Annotated in this window: 25 protein-coding genes and 1 pseudogene; 8 read left to right on the top strand and 18 right to left on the bottom strand. The window is 34.1% G+C overall.

Annotated elements, in window-relative coordinates:
* Window position 1: 1 nt before the first annotated feature.
* On the bottom strand, window positions 2–1117 hold the full coding sequence (gene pdhA, locus JFU18_RS23220) for a pyruvate dehydrogenase E1 component subunit alpha (protein WP_000536893.1): 1116 nt from the start codon (window positions 1115–1117) through the stop codon (window positions 2–4).
* Window positions 1118–1630: 513 nt separating this feature from the next.
* Here pdhA and JFU18_RS23215 point away from each other — a divergent pair.
* Together JFU18_RS23215 and def are read left to right on the top strand one after the other, a co-directional pair.
* Window positions 1631–1780, top strand: a complete 150-nt coding sequence (locus JFU18_RS23215) for a YjcZ family sporulation protein (protein WP_002014847.1) — start codon at window positions 1631–1633, stop codon at window positions 1778–1780.
* 167 nt (window positions 1781–1947) lie between these two features.
* Complete coding sequence (gene def, locus JFU18_RS23210) at window positions 1948–2502, top strand: peptide deformylase (protein WP_002014846.1); 555 nt, start codon at window positions 1948–1950, stop codon at window positions 2500–2502.
* Window positions 2503–2564: 62 nt separating this feature from the next.
* On the opposite strand, the gene JFU18_RS23205 is transcribed toward def, so the two are convergent.
* Window positions 2565–3338 carry a Cof-type HAD-IIB family hydrolase gene (locus JFU18_RS23205; protein ID WP_002014845.1) on the bottom strand — a complete coding sequence of 258 codons (774 nt, stop codon included), beginning with the start codon at window positions 3336–3338 and terminating at the stop codon, window positions 2565–2567.
* A 548-nt stretch (window positions 3339–3886) separates the two neighbouring features.
* Here JFU18_RS23205 and JFU18_RS23200 point away from each other — a divergent pair.
* A complete protein-coding gene (locus tag JFU18_RS23200) occupies window positions 3887–4099 on the top strand; it encodes a DNA-dependent RNA polymerase subunit epsilon (RefSeq protein ID WP_000576436.1) in 213 nt (70 codons plus the stop codon).
* A gap of 4 nt (window positions 4100–4103) precedes the next feature.
* Entirely contained in the window at window positions 4104–5771 is a 1668-nt protein-coding gene (rnjA, locus tag JFU18_RS23195) for a ribonuclease J1 (protein WP_201034269.1), read from the top strand.
* Window positions 5772–5809: 38 nt separating this feature from the next.
* Here the strand turns inward: rnjA and JFU18_RS23190 are convergent, their stop codons facing one another.
* The 10 genes from JFU18_RS23190 to JFU18_RS23145 all read right to left on the bottom strand — a co-directional run bounded on the left by JFU18_RS23190 (window position 5810) and on the right by JFU18_RS23145 (window position 12838).
* Window positions 5810–6475 carry a potassium channel family protein gene (locus tag JFU18_RS23190; protein WP_000504033.1) on the bottom strand — a complete coding sequence of 222 codons (666 nt, stop codon included), beginning with the start codon at window positions 6473–6475 and terminating at the stop codon, window positions 5810–5812.
* A gap of 83 nt (window positions 6476–6558) precedes the next feature.
* Complete coding sequence (locus JFU18_RS23185; RefSeq protein ID WP_002014843.1) at window positions 6559–7425, bottom strand: hypothetical protein; 867 nt, start codon at window positions 7423–7425, stop codon at window positions 6559–6561.
* A gap of 274 nt (window positions 7426–7699) precedes the next feature.
* Window positions 7700–8830 (bottom strand): N-acetyldiaminopimelate deacetylase, encoded by a 1131-nt coding sequence (locus tag JFU18_RS23180; protein ID WP_201031705.1) that lies wholly within the window; start codon window positions 8828–8830, stop codon window positions 7700–7702.
* Window positions 8831–8891: 61 nt separating this feature from the next.
* Window positions 8892–9614: a 2,3,4,5-tetrahydropyridine-2,6-dicarboxylate N-acetyltransferase gene (gene dapD / locus JFU18_RS23175; RefSeq protein ID WP_002014841.1), complete on the bottom strand. Its 723-nt coding sequence runs from the start codon at window positions 9612–9614 to the stop codon at window positions 8892–8894.
* A 71-nt stretch (window positions 9615–9685) separates the two neighbouring features.
* A complete protein-coding gene (locus tag JFU18_RS23170; protein WP_002014840.1) occupies window positions 9686–10570 on the bottom strand; it encodes a transcriptional regulator CcpC in 885 nt (294 codons plus the stop codon).
* A gap of 177 nt (window positions 10571–10747) precedes the next feature.
* On the bottom strand, window positions 10748–11191 hold the full coding sequence (cbpB, locus tag JFU18_RS23165; RefSeq protein WP_002066926.1) for a cyclic-di-AMP-binding protein CbpB: 444 nt from the start codon (window positions 11189–11191) through the stop codon (window positions 10748–10750).
* A 163-nt stretch (window positions 11192–11354) separates the two neighbouring features.
* Entirely contained in the window at window positions 11355–11546 is a 192-nt protein-coding gene (gene abbA, locus JFU18_RS23160; RefSeq protein WP_002145987.1) for an antirepressor AbbA, read from the bottom strand.
* 127 nt (window positions 11547–11673) lie between these two features.
* Window positions 11674–12192 (bottom strand): ribonuclease H-like YkuK family protein, encoded by a 519-nt coding sequence (locus JFU18_RS23155; RefSeq protein ID WP_002033829.1) that lies wholly within the window; start codon window positions 12190–12192, stop codon window positions 11674–11676.
* Between the two features lie 74 nt (window positions 12193–12266).
* On the bottom strand, window positions 12267–12416 hold the full coding sequence (locus tag JFU18_RS23150; RefSeq protein ID WP_002033828.1) for a hypothetical protein: 150 nt from the start codon (window positions 12414–12416) through the stop codon (window positions 12267–12269).
* A 185-nt stretch (window positions 12417–12601) separates the two neighbouring features.
* A complete protein-coding gene (locus JFU18_RS23145) occupies window positions 12602–12838 on the bottom strand; it encodes a YkuJ family protein (protein ID WP_000055151.1) in 237 nt (78 codons plus the stop codon).
* Between the two features lie 232 nt (window positions 12839–13070).
* Between JFU18_RS23145 and JFU18_RS23140 the strand changes: the two genes are divergently transcribed.
* Window positions 13071–13307 carry a glutaredoxin domain-containing protein gene (locus JFU18_RS23140; protein ID WP_002014835.1) on the top strand — a complete coding sequence of 79 codons (237 nt, stop codon included), beginning with the start codon at window positions 13071–13073 and terminating at the stop codon, window positions 13305–13307.
* 25 nt (window positions 13308–13332) lie between these two features.
* On the opposite strand, the gene JFU18_RS23135 is transcribed toward JFU18_RS23140, so the two are convergent.
* The 3 genes from JFU18_RS23135 to fadH form a co-directional block, all read right to left on the bottom strand.
* Complete coding sequence (locus tag JFU18_RS23135; RefSeq protein WP_002128890.1) at window positions 13333–13821, bottom strand: DUF3993 domain-containing protein; 489 nt, start codon at window positions 13819–13821, stop codon at window positions 13333–13335.
* Between the two features lie 183 nt (window positions 13822–14004).
* Window positions 14005–15222, bottom strand: a complete 1218-nt coding sequence (locus tag JFU18_RS23130; RefSeq protein WP_201050348.1) for an EAL domain-containing protein — start codon at window positions 15220–15222, stop codon at window positions 14005–14007.
* A 255-nt stretch (window positions 15223–15477) separates the two neighbouring features.
* Entirely contained in the window at window positions 15478–16242 is a 765-nt protein-coding gene (gene fadH, locus JFU18_RS23125) for a 2,4-dienoyl-CoA reductase (RefSeq protein ID WP_002142976.1), read from the bottom strand.
* Window positions 16243–16437: 195 nt separating this feature from the next.
* On the opposite strand from fadH, the pseudogene JFU18_RS23120 reads away from it, so the two are divergent.
* Together JFU18_RS23120 and JFU18_RS23115 are read left to right on the top strand one after the other, a co-directional pair.
* Window positions 16438–17294 (top strand): annotated as a pseudogene (locus JFU18_RS23120) (metallophosphoesterase).
* A 97-nt stretch (window positions 17295–17391) separates the two neighbouring features.
* The gene (locus tag JFU18_RS23115; RefSeq protein WP_002014830.1) at window positions 17392–17628 is read left to right on the top strand and encodes a hypothetical protein; all 237 of its coding nucleotides are present in this window, start codon (window positions 17392–17394) and stop codon (window positions 17626–17628) included.
* 165 nt (window positions 17629–17793) lie between these two features.
* Here the strand turns inward: JFU18_RS23115 and JFU18_RS23110 are convergent, their stop codons facing one another.
* Together JFU18_RS23110 and JFU18_RS23105 are read right to left on the bottom strand one after the other, a co-directional pair.
* Complete coding sequence (locus JFU18_RS23110) at window positions 17794–19902, bottom strand: polyphosphate kinase (protein WP_201050346.1); 2109 nt, start codon at window positions 19900–19902, stop codon at window positions 17794–17796.
* A gap of 108 nt (window positions 19903–20010) precedes the next feature.
* Window positions 20011–21585, bottom strand: coding sequence for a Ppx/GppA family phosphatase (locus JFU18_RS23105; RefSeq protein WP_201034272.1), 1575 nt, complete (start codon window positions 21583–21585; stop codon window positions 20011–20013).
* Between the two features lie 141 nt (window positions 21586–21726).
* Here JFU18_RS23105 and JFU18_RS23100 point away from each other — a divergent pair, with 141 nt between their 5' ends.
* Complete coding sequence (locus JFU18_RS23100; protein WP_002014827.1) at window positions 21727–22185, top strand: YkyB family protein; 459 nt, start codon at window positions 21727–21729, stop codon at window positions 22183–22185.
* 32 nt (window positions 22186–22217) lie between these two features.
* Here JFU18_RS23100 and JFU18_RS23095 read toward each other — a convergent pair whose 3' ends face one another.
* Window positions 22218–22880, bottom strand: coding sequence for a YkyA family protein (locus JFU18_RS23095; RefSeq protein ID WP_201031709.1), 663 nt, complete (start codon window positions 22878–22880; stop codon window positions 22218–22220).
* Window positions 22881–22976 lie beyond the last annotated feature (96 nt).

The following is a 22976-nucleotide window of genomic DNA, read 5'->3' as shown; positions in this document are numbered from 1 at the left end:
CTTACTTCGACTCCTTTTCTTTGTAAATTTCATATTGTTCAGCTAAGTTGTAAGGCATTTTTTCGTACATGATTTCCATTAAATCAGTAACTTTTTGTTTTGGAGCTTGGTCAGCCTTAGCAATTGCTTGTTTGATATCTTCTTTTGCTTCTTCGATAACTTTCTCTTCAACTTCTTGAGACCATAGGCCTTTGTTTTCTAAGAATGCACGGAAGCGTACGATTGGATCTTTTTGTTCCCATTCGTTTTCGATATCTTTTGTACGGTAACGAGTTGGGTCATCACCAGCCATTGTATGTGGACCATAACGGAATGTTAAAGTCTCGATTAAAGTAGGACCTTCGCCATTTACTGCGCGCTCACGAGCGAAAGCAGTTGCTGCGTATACAGCTAATGGATCCATACCGTCTACTTGAATTCCGTAAATACCTGCTGCTACTGCTTTTTGTGCTACAGTTTTAGCTGCAGATTGCTTTTCTACTGGAGTAGAGATTGCATAACGGTTGTTTTGTACAACGAAGATTGCTGGAGCTTTGAATGCACCCGCAAAGTTCATACCTTCGTAGAAGTCACCTTGTGAAGCACCACCGTCACCAGTGTAAGTAATTGCAACAGATTTTTTACCACGTAATTTCATACCTAACGCAACACCAGCAGTTTGGATGATTTGCGCACCGATAATGATTTGTGGAGCAAGTGCATTTACATTCTCAGGCATTTGGTTACCCATGAAATGTCCACGAGAGAATAAGAATGCTTGGTATAATGGTAGACCGTGCCACACTAATTGTGGAACGTCACGATATCCTGGTAAGATGAAATCTTCTGCTTCAAGTGCGAAATGACTTGCTAATTGAGAAGCCTCTTGTCCAGCAGTTGGTGCGTAGAAACCTAAACGTCCTTGACGGTTTAAAGAAATAGAACGTTGATCTAGTACGCGAGTATACACCATACGGCGCATTAATTCTTTTAATTGATCATCAGATAATTCAGGCATAGCTGCTTCATTCACAACTTCGCCTTTTTCATTTAAAATTTGTAATGTTTCAAATTGAGCTGCGATAGCTTTCATTTGCTCATCAACATTAAATAGGGTCTTTTTTGTTTTAGTACCCATTCCGTTCACCTCTTCCTCTCTTGAACCATATTCTGAAACGCTTTCACTATCTATTAGCTAGACTGAAAGCGCAACAATGTAAACCAACAAATTTGTTTGTCGGTTGAGAATAATTTTGTGTACCTAACAATCTGTACTAATGTTTTTTCAAAAACATATTAATACAATCTTGATCACGTTTTTTAGTTTACAACTATTCTAATTACGATGTCAATTACTTTGAATACGTTTTTTTATAAATAATATGCCGGTTTCCTCTACACAAACGTGTTTTTATTTTTCACATCTGTATTAGTAAGCAATAACCTGCTGTTATATTATTCCCTTTTTAACTTATTTTTTCTCTTAGAATAATATGTAAACGATTTAATTCTCCTTAGTTTTTCTCTCTTCTCAAGAAAATTATACAAACACTTCTTCCTTTTATAGGTAAATACCTATACATTTCTGATCATTCCTCCATACATTATAGTAACCGCAGTATTAGCGGGAAATGATAAAGGAGGTCATCTCATGTACGGATACTCATATTGCTATCCAACAACTTGTTCATATCCTTCCTACGGTTATGGCGGTTCTTGTGGCGGATCTGGAAGCGGCTTCGCCTTAATCGTTGTGTTGTTTATCCTTTTAATTATCGTTGGTGCTGCTTGCATTCGCTAATTAATGTAAAATGAAACAACTATGGAAAGAAACAGACGGCTTTGCCGTCTTTTCTTTTTATTACATAACTTATCTGTAGAAGATTTGTTTCCAAGTAGCTCTTCCTTACTTGCCGATGACTTTTTTTATCTCCTTTGGTAGACTAAAGGAGAAAGGAGAGATTACATATGCTTACAATGAATGAGGTAATTCGTGAAGGAAATCCTATTTTGCGCGACGTCGCAGAAGAGGTCTCCTTACCTGCTAGCGAGGAAGATACAAATACTCTTAAAGAAATGATTGAATTTGTAATAAATAGCCAGGACCCTGAAATGGCTGAAAAATATAATTTACGCCCCGGAATCGGATTAGCGGCTCCGCAGATCGGTATTTCAAAGAAAATGATTGCGGTTCATGTAACTGATACGAACGATACGTTATATAGCTACGCATTATTTAACCCAAAAATCATTAGTCATTCTGTTGAACGTACATATTTACAAAATGGTGAAGGCTGTCTATCTGTAGACCGTGAAGTACCTGGTTATGTCCCTCGTTACACGAGAATTACAGTAAAGGCAACAACGATTAACGGTGAAGACGTAAAACTGCGATTAAAAGGTTTACCAGCAATTGTATTCCAACATGAAATCGACCATTTAAACGGTGTTATGTTCTATGACCATATTAATAAAGACAATCCATTTGTGGCTCCCGATGATTCAAAACCTCTCGAGCGATAATAGTAAAAAGGCGGAAGTTAATCTTCCGCCTTTTTATTATGTGAAATGGGTTCCACACTTACTTATAACAAGCCAGCCCACTTTAATCCGTGATAAATACCGTCTTCATTAACATCTTTTGTCACATAATTAGCAAGTTTTTTCAAATCCTCATGACCATTCCCCATCACAATGCCCGTTCCTACTGCTTCAATCATTTCTAAATCATTTAATCCGTCCCCAAATGCATATACTTGTTCACGATTAAATCCTATTTTCTCAATAAACTTCTCAATCCCTTTTGCCTTAGAACCACCATTAGGGATAATATCCATTGAATATGCATGCCAGCGTATAAAATGAAAATCTGGATAATGATGAATAAACTTTTCTTCTTCGTTTACTTCACAAAAAAGAAGCGTTTGATAAATATCGCGTTTCTCATAAAAATCAGGTTCATATGCCGGATGCTCGAATTGTAAGCTTCCAAAACCTTCTTTTACATAATCATGATATTCCACTGACGCTCTCATTTCTTGATGGTCAAGATATACAAGTGGATATCCTTCTTGTTTTGCAAACTGAGTAAACTTATGTAGAGCATCAGGATGTAATGGATTATTAAATAATACCTCATCCTCAAATACAACATACTGCCCGTTAAAACTAACATAATTATGTATATTGAGTTCCTCACGAATATCTTCAAACATAAATGGCGCACGCCCTGTCGCAATCGCTACATGCACACCTTTTTCTTGTAAATCTCTTACTGCATCTCTTGTAGATTGCGGAATTTTCTTATCATGATCTAATAATGTTCCATCAATATCAAAAAAGACAATTTTATCATTCATTTGTCAAAATCCTTTCTGGCACTCTATATTCCTATTTTGATTATCACTTTTCAAATTTCAAAAAAAAGTATAACATATTAAACATCTGTGAAGAAAGCGTTCACTTTCTGACCTTATTTATGAAATGTGCATATACTATTAGTGAAAAAATGTGGATACTTGTTCGGATGAATTTTCTTTTCTATTCTTCCTCATACTATATCTATAACTAACGGCTACTAATCGTTACTACAAGATAACTTACACTATACTAAAAAGAACAAGATTCACTATTCACTTCTAATCTTCTTTCTTGTATGGGAGACAGAGTTATCATTAGTAATATGCATGTTTTAAATAAGGAAAGGAAGGAGTAATCATGCTGAAGAAGCTGAAGAAAAAGCTCAAGCGTTATTTAAACGATTTAGTCCGTAAGAAGACAATCGCTTAAATTGTGCCCATTTCGGGCTTTTTCTTCATTCTCATTCGAAAAAACATGAAAATCGTGACTGTTTGCTTTATAATAAGTAACAGATAATGCAAAACATAGACAAGGAGAGGTTTTCCAAATGATTTTTAAAGTATTTTATCAAGAAAAATTAACTGAGGTCCCAGTACGTGAAAATACAAAAGTTTTATATTTAGAGGCTACGTCTCAAAAGGATGTTCGTAAAAAATTAAATAAGTTCGCATATAATATCGAGTTCGTTCAGTCTGTTACTGGTGCTCATCTTGAATATGAAAAACAAAACGCTGATTTAATATTAGCGGAGATCGTATAGTCATATGAAATTCCTAAAAAATGATCAAGCTGCCGTTTTTGCCCTCGGTGGTCTTGGTGAAATCGGTAAAAATACATATGCTGTTCAATTTCAAGATGAAATTATTATAATTGATGCTGGAATTAAATTTCCAGAAGACGAACTCCTCGGGATCGATTATGTAATACCAGATTACACTTATTTTGTGCGAAACGAAGATAAAATTAAAGGGTTATTCATTACACATGGTCACGAAGATCATATCGGTGGAATTCCTTATCTATTACGTCAAGTAAACATTCCAATTTACGGCGGAAAATTAGCAATTGCCCTAATAAAAAACAAATTAGAAGAGCACGGATTACTTCGTAAAGCAAAACTTTATGAAATTCAAGAAGATGATGTTATTAAATTTAAAAAGACATCTGTTTCCTTCTTCCGTACAACTCACAGTATTCCGGATTCATACGGAGTTGTTGTGAAAACACCTCAAGGACAAGTCGTTCATACAGGTGATTTCAAATTTGATTTCACACCAGTAGGTGAGCCAGCAGATTTAACAAAAATGGCCGAAATCGGAAAAGACGGTGTACTTTGTCTCTTATCTGATAGTACAAACAGTGAAGTGCCAAACTTTACGATGTCTGAGCGCCGCGTTGGTGATAGTATTCAAGATATATTCCGCAAAGTAGACGGTCGTATTATATTCGCAACCTTTGCATCGAATATCCATCGCTTACAACAAGTTGTTGAGGCTGCTGTTGAAAACAATCGTAAAGTAGCTGTATTCGGTCGAAGTATGGAAGCGGCTATTGAAATCGGACAAAACCTTGGTTATATCCGGTGTCCAAAGGATACATTCATAGACACAGCTCAGCTAAACCGCCTACCAGCTAATAAAGTTGTTATGTTATGTACAGGTAGTCAAGGGGAACCGATGGCAGCACTTTCACGTATTGCCAATGGTACACATCGTCAAATTCAAATTATCCCTGGCGATACAGTTGTTTTCTCTTCTTCACCAATCCCAGGCAATACAATTAGTGTAAGTCGTACAATTAACATGTTGTACCGCGCTGGTGCTGATGTAATCCATGGTAAACTCTCAAATATTCATACGAGTGGACACGGTGGACAAGAAGAACAAAAGTTAATGCTACGTCTTATTAAGCCGAAATATTTCATGCCAATTCATGGTGAATATCGTATGCAACGTATGCATATGAAATTAGCGAATGATTGTGGTATTCCAGAAGAAAATTGTTTCATTATGGATAATGGAGATGTTCTTGCTTTACGTTCTGATGAAGCAAGCGTAGCTGGGAAAATCCCATCTGGCTCTGTCTATATCGATGGAAATGGTATTGGAGATATCGGTAATATCGTATTACGTGATCGTCGCATTCTTTCTGAAGAAGGACTTGTTATTGTAGTTGTAAGCATTGATATGAAAGAATTTAAAGTTGCAGCAGGACCTGATATCATCTCGCGTGGTTTCGTTTATATGCGTGAAAGCAGCGATTTAATCAACGATGCTCAAACATTAATTACAACACATTTAGAAACAGTAATGGAGCGAAAAACAACACAATGGTCTGAAATTAAAAATGAGATTACAGACACATTAGCACCATTCCTATACGAAAAAACGAAACGTCGTCCAATGATTTTACCAATCATTATGGAAATATAAGAAAAAGGACAATGCCTCCTCGGCATTGTCCTTTTCTCTTATCTTAAAAAATGCTTAAAACGATCTACTTCATCGTCATGACCAATTACAATTAATATATCTCCCGCCTGAACGTTTTCTGTAGCTCTAGGAGATACGATAACTTCTTTTCCACGTTTAATTGCTACAATGTTCAAACCAAACTTCGCACGAATATCTAATTCAATTAAAGAGTGCCCATCAATTTTTTTATTTGCGATAATCTCTACAATACTATGCTCATCTGAAAGCTCTAGGTAATCTAACACATTACTTGATGCGATATTATTAGCAATCCTTTTTCCCATATCTCGTTCTGGATGCACAATATGATCTGCCCCTATTTTACTTAACACTTTTTCATGATAGTCATTTTGAGCTTTTACAGTAATATTTTTCACACCTAATTCTTTCAAAATTAACGTTGTTAAAATACTTGAATTCAAATTATCTCCAATAGCAACGACTACATGATCAAAATTACGAATACCAAGACTTTTTAATACCATCTCATCTGTTGAATCTGCAATTACAGCATGCGAAGCTATATTTGCAAACTCATTAATTTTATCCTCATCTGAGTCAATTGCCATTACTTCCATACCTAATTGAGCTAATTCACGGCAAATACTTCCACCAAAACGGCCAAGCCCAATAACAGCAAATTCTTTCTCTTTTTCGCCCACAGGAATTCCTCCAATAACATCAAATACTATGTACTTTTATTGTAACATACTTTAAATTCGCTACAAAAACCTGTATATACTTCTTATTTTTGTTTTTGCATATAAAAATACTGTTGTAAATAAAACGCGATACCGAAAATTAACATACCAAATACAAATATATTTCCAAATGAACTAAATGTTTCAAAAACGAACAATAGCGTTTCTTGTCCGAAAAAAGCAAATAAAAGTTGTGTAAATGCGAATAACAGTGCCAATATGTAATGATGTTGATGGAATAAATAATGTGTTGCGCCTAAAAAAGCTACAAGCGAAACAATGAAGATCCACCAAGTTTCTAAAAACAATTGCCAATTAGTAAATTGATATCCATTTACTAATATCGCAATAATTCCTATAACTGCCATCGTCGGCACACTCCATAATAATGCACGCCCTCTAAAGAAGTGCGCACCTTTTGCATCTCCTTTTTCATTTGCGATGTATGTTAGCACGACAGTACTTATATACAAAACAGAGAGGATTGTTAAAACAATGATAAGCCAAAAATGTAATTGATAATATTCATGTTCTATATTCGTCACAATTGCAGCTAACATACATGGAATAAACATCCCTGTCCAACCATCTATTTTTCTTTCGTTCCAAAACACCGTATTACCAATCCGAATTCCTAATAGCATAAAAATAATGATACCTAGTACAAATAACGTAGTCTTATTCCCTACTAAACTCGTTGAGAAAGCAATTAATCCAATAAATAAAAAAAGAACAAATCCATTCATAATTTCTAGTACAGGTGACAAATATCTTTTCACCCATTTGTATGTTTCTTCATATTCACTATTATTTGCTAAACGATAGGCGTAAAAACTTATCCCAAAATAAACCGCCGCAATAATAACATATGCATATAAGACGAAACATAAAATCGCACTGCTAATTTGCACGTAATTCCCCACCCTTTTTTCTATGTATCACATTGATTTTACACACTTTTCATACTAAAAGTAAACATATAATAGGGTAGTTAAATAATTATCTTTCCTATTAGCAATAATTAATAATGAGCAGTGGCTAAAAACCCCCTGCTCATTATTAAGACGTCAAATTTAACTTTACTCATTTGTATGAAGATGTCTAACACTAACGAATACGAAAGATGTTTTCGTCTCTGAACTAAGAAGTCCCCACTCTAAACTATTGCACAATTAGCGAGTAAGTTCACTTTCTATTTCCCTTCCACTTCACATATTGATTTAAAAATACAATTGCTTTCTCAATAACCTCTTCGTCTGGTTTTAATTTCGCATGATGTAAACCATATTCTGAATTTACTCCAAGCCAAAACATAAATCCAGGTATCTCTCGAAGCATATAACCAAAGTCTTCACCTGTCATTGCCTCCGTACACGTAATTACGTCCATAGTCGTTTGTTCACGTGTAAATTGCATAAACTCTCTCGTTAGCTCCTCATGGTTATACACTTGATGATACATCGCTCCGTAGTCAATAACAGCTTCACATTGAAAAGAAGCTTCTATTCCCGCAACAATTGCCTCAATTCGGCTTTTAACACGTTTCATTGATTCCACTGATAGCGTTCGAATTGTTCCTTCTAAACGAGACTTTTCTGCGATAATGTTTTGAACTGTACCACCTGTAATTTTCCCAATTGTAATTACCGCACTGTCAAGAGGGTTCACATTACGACTAATAACTGATTGAAGTTGTGTAACGAGATGACTCGCTGCAACAATCATATCATTTGCTGTATGCGGATATGCAGCATGTCCACCTTTTCCTTTTAAATCAACGTATAGCTCTGATGTATTCGCAAATAATAAACCTTCTTTTGTCGCAATTGTTCCCACAGAGTATTCAGGCGCAATATGAAGTCCAAGAATCATATTAGGCTTCCATTCTTTTAACTCATCGCTTTCTAACATAGGAAGTGCACCACCTGGACCTTCTTCAGCTGGTTGGAATATAAACACAAGATCATCATCTATTCTTTCGCTTACAGCCGCTGTTAGAAGTCCTAAACCGATTGATGCATGCAAATCATGTCCACATGCATGCATCATTCCTTCATGGACAGAAGAGAATTCATATCCAGTTTCCTCTGTAATTGGTAGACCGTCTATATCTGCACGATAACCTATTATTTTTTCTGGATTTTTTCCATTTACTTTAACAATTACACCTGTTTTCCAGGTTTTCACTTCCAAATATTCATTAGGAATCGTTCCTATATAATCTAAAATATACTGTTGTGTTTTCCACTCTTTAAATCCGATCTCCGGAATTTTATGTAAATCTCTACGAACTTGGACAAATTTGCTTACTGTCATTTTTGCACCTCTATCTATAAAAAGCGTAAGAGCACATTCATGCTCTTACGCTTTTTATTTTTTATTTCTCTGGGTTTAATTGACGAAGCTCTTGTTTAATTTCAGTTTTTGCTTTTGTCTTCTCATCAATTTCTTTAATTACACGTGCCGGAGTTCCCGCAACAACTGTATATGGAGGCACATCTTCTGTTACAACAGCTCCTGCTGCTACAACTGCACCTTTACCTACTGTAACGCCTTCTAGAACAACTACATTTGCACCAATTACAACATCATCTTCAACGATAACTGGTTTTGCAGAAGGTGGCTCAATAACACCGGCAAGTACAGCACCTGCACCTACGTGACAGTTCTTACCAACTGTTGCACGTCCACCAAGCACTGCGTTCATGTCGATCATAGTACCTTCACCAATTACAGCACCGATGTTAATTGTTGCATTCATCATGATAACAGCGTTGTCACCAATTTCTACATGGTCACGAATAATCGCGCCTGGCTCAATACGAGCTTTAATACCTTTTAAATCAAGCATTGGAATTGCAGAATTACGACGGTCATTCTCAACTACATAGTCAACAATGTGCTTGTTATTTTCATCAAGAATTGTCTTAATTTCAGACCATTCTCCGAATAATACACCAGATTTTTTATTTACAAATGCTTGTACTGTTTCAGGGAATGTTACCTCTTTTAAATCCCCTTTTATGTATACCTTTACAGGAGTTTTCTTTTCACTGTTTTGAATAAACGAAATAATTTCGTTAGCGTCCATCATTTTCATTCTTGTTGCCTCCTAAATCCATTTATAATGTTACTCTACCAAACGATAGAGCGAGTAGCAAGACAATAATCTTATTTTTCCATTTGAATTTCTTCTATAATTTCTAAAAATGCTTGTACTTGCTTCAACTGCCTTGCCGAGTCACTCGTCAATAACCATGTTTCTCTCGTTAATTGAACAGGTGTTTTATACATATTTTCCTGCACTTCTTTTAAAACAGTCGAAGGTAAAAGAGCATAACCTATTCCATTTAAAACAAGCTGTTTGCACGTTTCAATTTGGTCAACTACAATCGTTCGCTTAGGTGGATTTGAAAATAATCCATACCACCAATTTTGTATTTGTCCATAGTAGGTCGAATCACTTTTAAATTGAATAAATGGTCTATTTGTCTCTTTTAACATCGAAATATCTTTTATTTCTTTATCAACTAAATATAATTCATCTTCAAATAATTGTTGTTTCTGCCCTTTGTATTCTTGTGATCCTCTCAGTATAGCAACATGAACGTCTCCTTCATAAAATTGCTTTTGCACTTCACTACTCCAGCCAGTAAACAGAGATATCTTCACAGAAGGATACTTATGCACAAATTTTTTCAAAACAGGTGGAAGCCAATATTGCCCAATGACTGATGCAACAGCTATTTTTAACGTACCGTATGTTTCGGTTCTGAAAAGAGCCAGTTCACTTTTAATACCCTCTTCCCGTTGTAACATTTCTTTTGCATAATTTGCAACTTTTTCCCCTTCAGGTGTAATTGTTAATCCTTTTTGTGAACGAATAAAAAATTTCATTCCCCATTGTTTCTCCATAGATTGTAATCGTTGACTAAGCGCAGGTTGGGAAACAAATAAACGTTCCGCCGCTTTTCTCATATTTGATTCCTGAGCTAACACAACCATCATTTGAAAATCATCAATTTGCAACTTTCTCCCTCTTTCCTTAGCTTCCATACACCTAATTTTAATAAGCATTTCATCCTTAATTTAATTGCATACTTTTATACATTAGAACGGTTTGTTAGTTCAAACTTTTCTTATGCTTTATGTCTTTTTAAATATAATACATACACAACTGATATGCACGAAAAAAAGTGACTTCGCCTTTTCTGTGAAGTCACTTTCCCTACGTTATCGATTATGCTGTCTCACTTTTTTATTCAACAATTTTAAAATAGCCCGCCGTGTTAAAATACCCTCGAAGTAACCTTCTTCATTGACAGCGCAAATAAAAGGATGATCAATTGTCATTTCTAAAGCTTTTGCAAAAGAATCTTCTAACATAAGAACTGGAATCTCTTCCTTCATCACTTGTTCCACTTTCATATTCTCAAGTCTTTCAAACTCAATGCGCTCTAATCCTAAAATACCATCTAAAATCATAGCAGTACTAATTAACCCATGTAATTTATACATAGGGTCTAAAACAGGAATCGCCGAATATCCAGATTTCACAAGAACGAGTAAAGCATGTTCTAGACCATTCCCTATTTGTACATGTGCTACTTTATCTGATGAAATCATTAAATCCTTCACAAGAATTTGTTGAAACTCGTCTTTCGGAATACTAATCATGTTACATCCCCCATTTTCCCTTTTTCCTGCTAATATTCTCCGGTCCTATTCACATTTTATGATAGCGTTTTCATATTATTATTTTGTCCTGACATTCTTCTAATAAAAATACATAACTATTTTAGCATATAACATAAAAAAAAGACTACCATTCCGGTAGTGCTTAATACCCTTTATTTTTTAATCGGTAAAACAATCTTGTGATTTTTTTATATTGCGTCACATCTGTCTGTTTTAAACCATTCTCAATGTCTGTAAGCTCCACCGCTAAAATTTCGCTCGCGTAATTTTGCTGAAACAGAATATCCAACAATAAATTTTCTTCTTCTCTTGTTAAAACAAATTCCTTTTCCATATGCTCCTCTCCTTGCACTCGCATCATCACTCTCATTATATAAATTTTTCAGTCCATTTAACAGATGTAATATTCAGTTTTTGTTAGAAATACTTAACGACTGCGAATATATAGACATCATTTCACATTATTTTGTATATCTGTTTGCGTAACTAAATGCCGCATAAGCATCTGGTTTAATTTTTGCTGTTAATCCCATTGCTTGAATTTTCATCGTCATATCTAAAATAAATTCTTTTGTTAAACCATCATTCCCGATATCTAAATGAATCTCCATTATGAATCCTGCTCCATCTTGAGCGTATGGGTGCAATAAATCCCATATCGCTTGTATATGATTGGGAGTAAATAGATAGGCGATTTCTTGACTAAACTGTGTTTCTAAATATATTTTCTCTCGCAACGTTGCTGGCTTATTTTTCACTGATTTATGATGCAAACATCCCCATGCTCCTTTTCCAACCCGATGAATATGTATCGCCGTAATAAACCTCGTATCCTTTTGATGCGCTTGTGAGTCTGTCCCAATAGATAATCGATATAAATTTCGCGGATCCTTTTCAATGAAACTACAAATACGGTTAAATACCATATCAAAATTCAAATGTCTCTCTGAAACATTATAAAATGTATGCTCACCGTCCACATAGTCACGTCCTTTCAATTAGACAGACTTTTCGTATTCTCATTGTATGGGACAAAAACAAAAATTATAACTTACTACCCTTTATTCGTTTCAATATTTCGAATTACATAATTACAAAACCTACATGTATAAATTACATTTTGATTAGACTGGGCGGTTAATACGTGATTAATTTCAGCATGACTGTGACAATTAGGACAAATAACAATCGGTAAGCGTTCCATCCTTTGCACCTCCTATTAATATTTACTATCATTGTAGGAAAAATAAAAAATTCCTATACATATACATTTGTAAAAACTCTTTTATTTAATCGCGACTTAAATTACAACTTCTACTACCTATATAGCCCATTAATTAATATAACTAAAAAAGGTACCGCCATTTGGCAGTACCTTTTTTATATGTATCAAGAAATGATATCGTAAATCTCAATTGCAACCATATCGATGTTATCGAATTGATACACTTGAGGTTTTTCACCTTGTTGATACACTTCTAACTCATACATTTCACTTTTATCGAAAAATTTCACGCTACATTTGCGCTCACCGTTCACTTCAAAATAGCGTTGTGCTACTTCACCGCTTTCAGCTTGTTCTTGTAGACTAACAAGTCGAGTTAAAATTCCTTGGAGTAGAGACATGAAATCTCTCCTTTCTCTGATCTTCCTACCAATAGGTTTTACAGCTATACTCATTCTATCCGTCATAACAGAAAAAACGTTCCACAATCTAGGATAAAGGTTCTTGGCAAGAAACTCAACTAAAATTTGTCGAAATAAGAAGTAAAAAGATGAAAGAGCATCTTTTTACTTCTTTATTGCGCTTTTTATACTGGCAGAATATAATAAACAACAGAAAAAGGGAGGAATTACAATGAAAAAAATTGAGGTTTATACACAACCTGATTGTCCGCCTTGTACCATTGTAAAAGAATTTTTAAAACATAATAACGTTGTATATGAAGAATTTGACATAAAAAAAGACGCTGCTGCACGCAATCGTCTTTTATATGACTATGAATCCTATTCAACTCCAACAGTTGTAATTGACGAAGAAGTTGTGGCAGGTTTTCAAATTGAAAAATTACAACAGCTACTCGGTATAGAATAGGAATAGGCGACACCTATTCCTATTCTCATAATTGTTGTAACCTTTTTATTTCAGTCAACAGTTCCTGACTTTCATGATACCCTGCTAATTTCCATTTTCCATTATCCTTTTGCAATGTCACAATTTGATATTGTCCACTCTTTGTCCGCTCATAGACATATAAATTCTTATGTTCTTCATCATAAGACATTTTTGTTTCTGAATTAAAAGAAAATGGAGCTTCTTTTGCTGGAAGTAAATATTCACCACTTTGTTTTTCATTTCTACTGTTTTCATCTGTAAAAACTTGAAGGAAATTATTTGTAAAATATGGTGATAACGTCTCTATCATCTTATTCGTAGGTATTTGCTTCCCGCGGATTGAAAATTGCGTCTCATAACCTTTTTGTATCGTTGTAAACACTTCTTTCCGATCCACTTTCACTTCTTCTTTTCCTAAAACAGTTGTGACACTATAGCCAACTAGAAAGGCAACACATATAAATAGAACAAACCATATTCCATATTTCTTCATTTTTTCACCTTCCTTTTAAAAGAGCTTGTCTTTGTAGTATTCATTGTAACAATGATTATGCAAAGAAAGGGATGATTTCGTTCGTAAAATCTTTACAACGATAGACAGCATTTTCATCATCATTTTCACTATTACCAATTTATGATAAAAACAAACAAAAAAATACACGAATTTCTTCGTGCATTAAAATAAAACATCTTCTTCATATAAATATTCGTACGATAAATCTATAAATAAAAAATTTTCATCATCAATCGGGAATGAAAATGTTCGTACCATTTCACCAGTTTCGATATCAGCATATAAATCTGAAAGTCTTGCCTTATTCTCAAAACGCATTTTCATTATATTTTCTAGAAAATACGGGCGCCGACTCCAGTTCTTCATATAATACTCTGACATAATGATCCATCCACCATCTTTTTTCATAATATTACCCGATTGTTGAAAACCATCTTCATTACAAATAAATATCCGAAAACTATATTGTGATATGCTTTGGCTAAATTGTAATAACCAATCATTTATATCTTCATTCTTTTTTTGTTTTGACAGAACATCACCAATTCGATTACGTAACATCTCTGTTAAATTATAAATTTTTTGCAACTTCTTCTTCTCATGCAGAATAAATTGATGACATTCATTACCAAGTCGCTCTTTTAAAACATTCGTTTCAATAAAATCAGGTAAACATTCTTTCAAATAATTACCTTGATAATATCTACCACCGTTTTTCCAAGCATATTGTAGTTGATAAAAAGCATCAATTTCTTCATATAACAATGTCGCACCAATTCTTCTAGCAAGTAAAGATAAGGAATATAAAATATCTTGATAAGATTGTAAAAGTGCAGTTTGCCTTAAATTTGTTAAATCTACTTTTAAAATATCCGGTGCTAACACGCTAATACGCTCTAAATTACTTGTACCTGTTCCGACTTTATTAATCGAAATTTGAATACCATATGTACGATAATACATGAGTAAATGATTAAATTGTTCTATATCTTCTTTACATTCATGTTCTGTTATTTCCAGAACAATGCGTTGTAAGTTCAAACCTTGTTCTTCATACATCAGCAAAAGTTGAAGTAAACTTTCATCTTCATCATTCATTAATACATTAGCATTCCGATGTATAAATAATAATAATTTTTGATCCGTTTCTAAATACCTATTTAACGCTTTTTCTACGATGATGTTATCCGCTTCAAGTTGGAACTCACTCGGAATAGAATCATCATGGAAGAAAGATGCTAAACTTTGTATGCCCTCTTCTGTTTGAATACGTCCTACAACTTCATATCCAATTACTGTATGCTCATCAGCACTAAAAATAGCTTGATAATAAGGAAGGACTTTATCCAAGTTACTCATTACATCTAATGCATCTATCAACGTGCTTCCCTCCCTTTACTTTTCAAAAATTATAACACGATATTTACGGAAAAATAATAAAAAATCCCTTCAGTTTTCCTGAAGGGATTAGAGGGGTAAAATGCTAAGGGGAATTAGCAATTCTACTATGAAGAAAAAAGAGGTCTTAAATATAACGTATATATCCCCTCTTGTAAACACATTTCTTTTAAGTGTCACAATTTCGTCATATTTTACCACAAAGAAATGAATAAATCATTCGTTTGTTCATCCCTTTTAAAATGGATATTGATGCAAATGCTGGCCACCATCCATTGTCATACAAGTTCCATTTATGTATGCAGCTTCATCTGAACATAAATAATAAGCTAGACCCGCAATTTCTTCTGGTGTCCCCAGCCTACCAAGTGGGACACTTTGTATTGTACGCTTAGCCATTTCTTCTGAAATCCATAATTTATCGGCACCACCTGTACGTTCAATTGGTCCTGGTGCGATAGCGTTAACTCGTATTCCATATTTACGTCCCCACTCAACAGCAAGAGTTTTTGTCATCGCTAATACACCAGCTTTAGCTGCTGCCGAATGGATAACCCCTGGGCCTGCATCCCATGCATATGTTGCCACCATGTTAATAATATTTCCTTTTATACCTTTTTCAATCCAATATTTTCCAATAGCCTGACTACAATAAAATGTACCATTTAATACAATATTAATTACCGAATTCCAGCCATTCACAGATAAGTCCTCTGCTGGACAAATAAAGTTTCCAGCTGCATTATTTATTAAAATATCAATTCGTCCAAACTTCTCATCAATATGTTCAATCATTTTTTGAATATCATCAGTATTTCGTACATCCATTTGTACAGATAATACTTGCCCTGGAAACTGTTCAATTTCTAACTTTGCTTCTTCTAGCTTTTCTTTTGTACGCCCTGTAATAACAACACGTGCCCCTTCTTTCGCAAAACGTATCGCCATCCCTTTTCCCATTCCACTTGATCCACCTGTTATAATAACTACCTTCTCTTTCACATACATCCCCTCCAAAAAATGAATACACATTCATTTTATCACTTTATTTGATAGAAATCTTTATATTTTTAAATTTTTCTGATATTTTAACGTAAAGAGGTTTCTTTTCGTTCATTTTTTTCGTAATCTATACTACTTTTTTAGTATTTAAAATATATTTTTAAAAAACTGAAGGGAGGTTCGAGTAACCTGTATATGAAGAAAATTACAAGAAGAAATTTTTTAAAATCTGGAATACGCACTTGTCTATATTCATTTATAACCGCAAGTATCGGCTATTATTATGCTAAATATATAGAGCCCTATTTGCTTTCTTTTACGCAACACACACTTAAATCACCGCTCATACCAAAAGGTTTTCATGGTATGAAGATCCTTCAATTTAGCGATTTACATCTAGGATACTATTTCTCTCTCCAACATTTATCTCAAATCGTTTCCAAGATTAATGCTGAAAAGCCAGATATTGTCCTTTTTACTGGTGATCTCATTGATGATTACCAAACATATACCGAGGCTTCTTTTGTTGCATCCATTTTAAAGAATATACAGGCACCCTTCGGTAAATTTTCTATTTATGGTAACCACGACCATGGCGGATATGGAACTGAATACTATGATCACATCATGCGCGAATCTGGATTTGAAGTTTTGCAAAATAGCGAAAAGCGAATTCGTTTACTGGATAATAGTGAAATTTCTATTTTTGGACTCGATGATATGCTACTGGGTAAACCAAAAATAGCGGAAACTTTACAACATGCAAAACAAAATATTTATACAATTGTTCTCGTTCACGAACCAGATATCGCGCCACAAATCCTACATATCCAATCAATCTTCAACTTTCTGGTCATAGCCATGGCGGACAAGTACAAATTCCTTTTTTAGGTGCTATTATTACCCCGTCGCTTGCAAAAGAATATATTGAAGGTTTCTATGACATTCAAGGTTTGACTCTCTATGTCAATCGAGGTATTGGAAGAACACGTGTCCCATTCCGCTTTATGTCAAAACCTGAAATTACACTCTTCATCCTACAACATTCGTAACAATTCGCCTATTTCCTTACATATCCTTCCTTGTACGCGCTCATCCACGCTTGGTCCACCATATGATAAAAATGAGTCCAGTAAAGGAGGTTTGTTCATGTATCCATATTATCAACCGATCCCAGTTCGTTCAGCACCTTTTGGCCCAGCAGGCGACTCACGCTTCTTTCCATTTTTCGGTGTTCCATTTCTAGCTGGAATTGCTGGCGGACTGCTAGGCGGAGCATTAGCTTTCGGGCCTAGACCGTTTTATCCGCCTTATCCACCGCCTTTCCCACCACCAGCACCTTTTCCTTGTTACGGAGGGCCTTGTCAACAACCATACTATTATTAATTTAAACCAACCATTCTTCTAATGTTTTTCTCTCAACGAACCGACTCATCACACGCCTATAATAAAAACTATTCTCTCTACTCATCCTTCCATTTTGAGAATATATGAGTAGAGAAAAAAGTAAAAACCTCTTAAATTCAATAAGAGGTTTTTACTTTTTTCACACTATTCAGCGTCTGTATTTTGATACGCCATCTTAAATAAATTCACTTGGCTATCAATTTCTTCTATACTACTATTAATTATATAATAATAGTCACCATCTTTATTTTGCTCACGTGTTTTCACATTATCAGCTAAAACCAGCTGTAAAATTGCCTTTATTCTCGCTTTCATTTCAATATCTAAAATTGGGAAGGATATTTCTACTCGTTTTTCCATATTCCGCGTCATCAAATCAGCTGAAGATAAATATATTTTTTCATCTCCATTATGATGGAAATAATAAATACGACTATGTTCTAAATATCTTCCAACAACACTAACTACACGAATATTTTCACTTACATTTGGAATCCCAGGTCTTAAACAACATGTCCCTCTAACGATGAGCTCTACCCTTACCCCAGCTTGTGATGCTTCATACATTTTTTTTATTAACGGTTTATCTGTTAACGAATTCATTTTAGCGATAATATATCCATTTCCATATTGTCTATGATAACGGATTTCCTCATCTATTAACTCCATAAACTGCTCTCTTATATCAAACGGGGCAACAGATAAATGATGAAAATGCGGTTTTTTTGTATAACCACTCAAATAATTAAAGAAATTTGTTGCATCTACACCAAAGTCTTTTCGCGATGTAATATATCCAAAATCGGTATACAACTTCGCTGTTGCATCATTATAATTTCCGGTTCCAAGATGTACAAACCTTTCAATTTTTCCGTTTCTTCTTCTTACAACTAACGTAATTTTACTATGCGTTTTCAAGTGACTTACTCCGTAAATAACGTGACATCCGGCCTGTTCCAATTCTTTAGCCCAATGAACATTATTCTCTTCATCAAACCTTGCCTTTAACTCAACCAATACCGTCACTTGTTTTCCTTTTTCAGCTGCTACCTTCAGCGCCTGAATTATTGGAGAATCTCCACTTACACGATATAATGTTTGTTTGATCGCAAGTACATTCGAGTCATCTGCCGCATCACGGACAAAATCAACGACTGGCTGAAACGACTCAAAGGGATGGTGTAATAAAATATCATGTTCTATCGCTTTTTCAAATACATCTTCCTCATCACCTAAATCTTGAGGAGGTTGAGGAATAAGAGCCGGGTATACTAGATGTTCATATAAAGGCGCTAATTTTTTATATAAGGAGAATAAACATGTTAAATCTAACGGTCCATCCATCATGTACACATCTTCATCTTTTACTTCTAACACATCATACAATAACGCTAACACTCTTTCATCAATGTGTTCTTTACCAACTTCTAAACGAACGGCAGCTCCCCACTTACGCTTTTTCAATTCTTTTTCAATTACTTTTAATAAATCGCGTGCACCTTCTTCATGGATCGTTAAATCCGCATTACGTGTAATACGGAAACGAGTAACAGGTGATACGTTATATCCTGTGAATAGTTTATGAGTAAAACCACTAATTACATCTTCTAATAAAATAAATTTATGTTTTTGCCCTTCACTCGGTAAAAATATGAAACGCTCCAGTAATGAAGGCACTTGTACAATTCCTAACTTCGTACGATTTTCTTCCTCAGCCTGTTGCTCATCATATAAAATAGTAGCTAAATTCAAACTTTTATTTAATAACATTGGAAATGGACGATACGCATCAATAGATACAGGGGTTAAAACCGGAAATATTTGTTCATCAAAATACTCCTCGATAAATTCCCTTTGCTCTTTCGTCAAATCATGGAATGTTAAACGCTCAATCCCCTCTAGTTCAAGCGCTGGCAATAAATAATTTTTAAACGTTTCATACTGCACAGTCATCAACTCATGCGATTTTATCGCAATCTTATTTAACTGTTTCTTTGGTGTTAAACCTGCTTTATTTTCTGGCTGATTAAATCCCGCACTTACTTGATCTTTCAAACCTGCTACGCGCACCATAAAAAATTCATCTAAATTCGAACTAAAAATACTAATAAACTTTAGTCTTTCTAATAGTGGATTATTTTCATCTTGCGCTTCTTGTAGTACACGTTCATTAAATGCTAGCCGACTTAATTCACGATTATTATAATACGCTGTATCATTTAAATTTACTAAATTCCCCTTTAGTAATTCCATTCGCTTCACACTTCCCTTTGAAACTTTTTTAATATAATTTAATTACTTTTATTTTATCAAATTACAATATTCCAAAGTGTTTTTTTTTTGTAAAGACATCCGTACAACCTAACATTTCAATTCGAATACTAAGTTAATATTCGTTTTTAATACTCTTTCAAGCTGTTTTTTTTGTTTTTCCGCTTGAACTTTTTCCGCCAATGCCGATTCTTCACATAAAATCCTGAATGTTAAACCTTCTTTACTTTCCGTTATATATATTGTTTCAACAAGCGATCTTTGTCGTATATTTAAAGCAGCCGAAAATTGTAATACAGCCCCTAATAATCGAATTTTCTTTTGTTCACTTTTATCAAACCATCCTTCAAACAGTGCCAAATGTTGTTTAAATAACATTTTTGATTTATAAGATGCAATAAGCGCTAACCTCACTCGATCTTTATGCATCATGCCGTCAATTGTTTTATTTGCCAATAAATAAAACGTGTGTAAACGACTCGCTTCTTCGTCTATATATTTTCCAATATTAAATACTTTCGCTGCTTGATGGAATGCTTCCCAGTCTTTTATTGAAACAGAAATCAGTCCCATTTCTTCGAGTTGTTTACAAATCAATCTTCCATGTTTAATAAGTTGAATGACAAATTCCATATCCATTTCATATTCGTGTGATAACAAATGTAAGCTTTCTTCAACTACATTCGGATAATATGAAATCCCTAAATCTTTCGTCAACTCTTCATAGAAAACACCTTCTCTTAATCCTTTTTTGCTTAATACAAATGCCGTTGCTTCTATAATATTTACAAGTTTATGAAATACTTCAACCGCTGGAATAATTGTATCAGCTCGATCTTTTGCCAATCCTTCCATTTTCTGAAGTTCGATAAACGATTGTTTTTCCAATGCACCTTTTACATTTTCAATATCTTCTTCTTTCATTTTGTATAAATGTACTCCCGCTATAGGATAATTTGTTAAATTTTGGTTGATTTTCGCTAAGTTTCTCGCACTACCACCAATTGCAATAAGAGGCAATTTCTTATCAATTAACCATGGTAACGTTCGAAATTGACACTCTAAATACTCTCGGATTTCCTCTAATTCATCTTTAGTAGGAATATCACCTTTAATAAATAGATGTTTTAAAGAAAGCGCACCAAAAGGAAAACTATGGTACTCTAAAATCTCTCTATTTTTAATATATGTAACTTCCGTACTTCCGCCACCAATATCTACTGTTATTCCTTCCGAAAACGAAGTAGAATTCATAACTGCTAAATAGCCGTAACGTGCTTCCTCATATTCTGATAATACTCTAAGAGTAAAGTCTGTTTGTCCTTCAACAAGTTTTTTAATCTCCTCTTGATTCTCAGCCTGTCTAATTGTTGCCGTTGCAACACAAAGTACATGATGCAACTGATGGAATTTTGTACTTTCTTGAAATTGAAATAATGTTTGTAACAATACTTCTTTACCTTCTTCATTCAAAACACCATCGATTAAATAATTTCTTAACCGAGCAACCACTTTCGTATTTTCAATTTCTTTATAAAAACCTCCATTTTGCTTTTCATAAATAACTAAACGCATTGTATTAGATCCAATATCTATAATGGCATATTGTAATTTTAATATTTCTTTCAAACTTCTCACTCTTTCATTATCAAATTTCTGAAACATATTCTATCACTATTATACAAAATAGTTGTTTTTTATAACAATATTGCTTTAATATTGAAAATATATACAATTACTTTTTGCATATAATAAAAACCCATTTTATTTATGCTATAATAAGGAAAAATTGAAAGGAGAGTCAATATGAAACCTTCACAACCACAATCTCCATTGCATAATCAACATTCTATTAATAGACTAGCTCAATCTATTTTCGTTGTGAATCGTCATGCTAAAGCTGCAACTAACCCTAAGTACTTATATTGGTTAAAAAAGACTGCTTTAGAACGCTTAATTACTGAAAAAAAGGCTATCAAAGAAGGATTACATTTTTCTAGAAATCCACGTTTTAGTCAACAACAATCCGATGTTCTTATACGTTTAGGTGATTATTTTTTCCATATCCCTCCTACGAAAGATGATTTTCGCACCCTACCGCATCTTGGTCACCTTGAATCCTCCTATCGAAATCCGAAAACAACCTTATCTTTAACAATAGCAAAAAAAACACTTCAAGATTATATTGGTCCTGAAGCATTAAAACAGGAAAAAAAATTAAGCGAACCAGTTCCATGGTATAGCCGTACCTATACAAAAAAATAAAACAGTTTGGCCTAATATTAGGCCAAACTGTTTTATTTTTTATCTTCCTTAATTTTAATATTAGCTTGTTTATAGAATGCAACTTTTTCTGTATTATATGATTTCGTATATTCATTAAACTTATCTTTTTCTGTCTCAATATCTTTATATGCTTGGTTTACTACCTTTACTTTCTCGCTAATATCTTTTAATTTTGTACCTTTATCTTGTAGCATTGTATATAATTCTTTTTCTTGCTTTAAAGATTTATTATAGCTATCGTACATCTTTTGGAATGAATCATATCGTTTCTCATAAGTACTCTTTACTTTATCCGCCTGGTCTTTTAATTTATTATCTTCAATTTTCTTCACATGCTTATCAGCTGACTTCACTTCTTCTTGCGCTTTATTTAACGCCTCTTTTTCTTTAATAAGAACTTTTTCTCGCTCAGCTGTATTTTTCACCGCTTGATCAAGCTTATCCTTAACAGCCTGATTATTATCTTTTCCTTCTTGGACAATTTGATTATATAATACTTGCCCCTCTTTCTCTAATGACTCTAGTTTTTTCGCATCTTCAAACATTGTTTTTTCTTGCTTGGCAGCATTTTCAAATGCAACATATAGCTCCTCTTCTGGTTTTGGGCCGAAACAACCAGCTAGTAAAGTCATTGATAATGCAGTTATAATTGCTAATTTATTATATTTCAACATCTTTTCCTCCTATTAATAAGCGACCATCGTGCCAAAAATCCCATGAAAAACATGTAACTTCTTTATCTATTTCACGCTCGCATCTTTTTTACGAAG

Source organism: Bacillus sp. TH22 (genome assembly GCF_016651015.1).
Lineage (GTDB): Bacteria > Bacillota > Bacilli > Bacillales > Bacillaceae_G > Bacillus_A > Bacillus_A mycoides.
The sequence above is the reverse complement of the archived record's forward strand: the minus strand, read 5'-3'. Positions and strand labels throughout refer to the sequence as shown.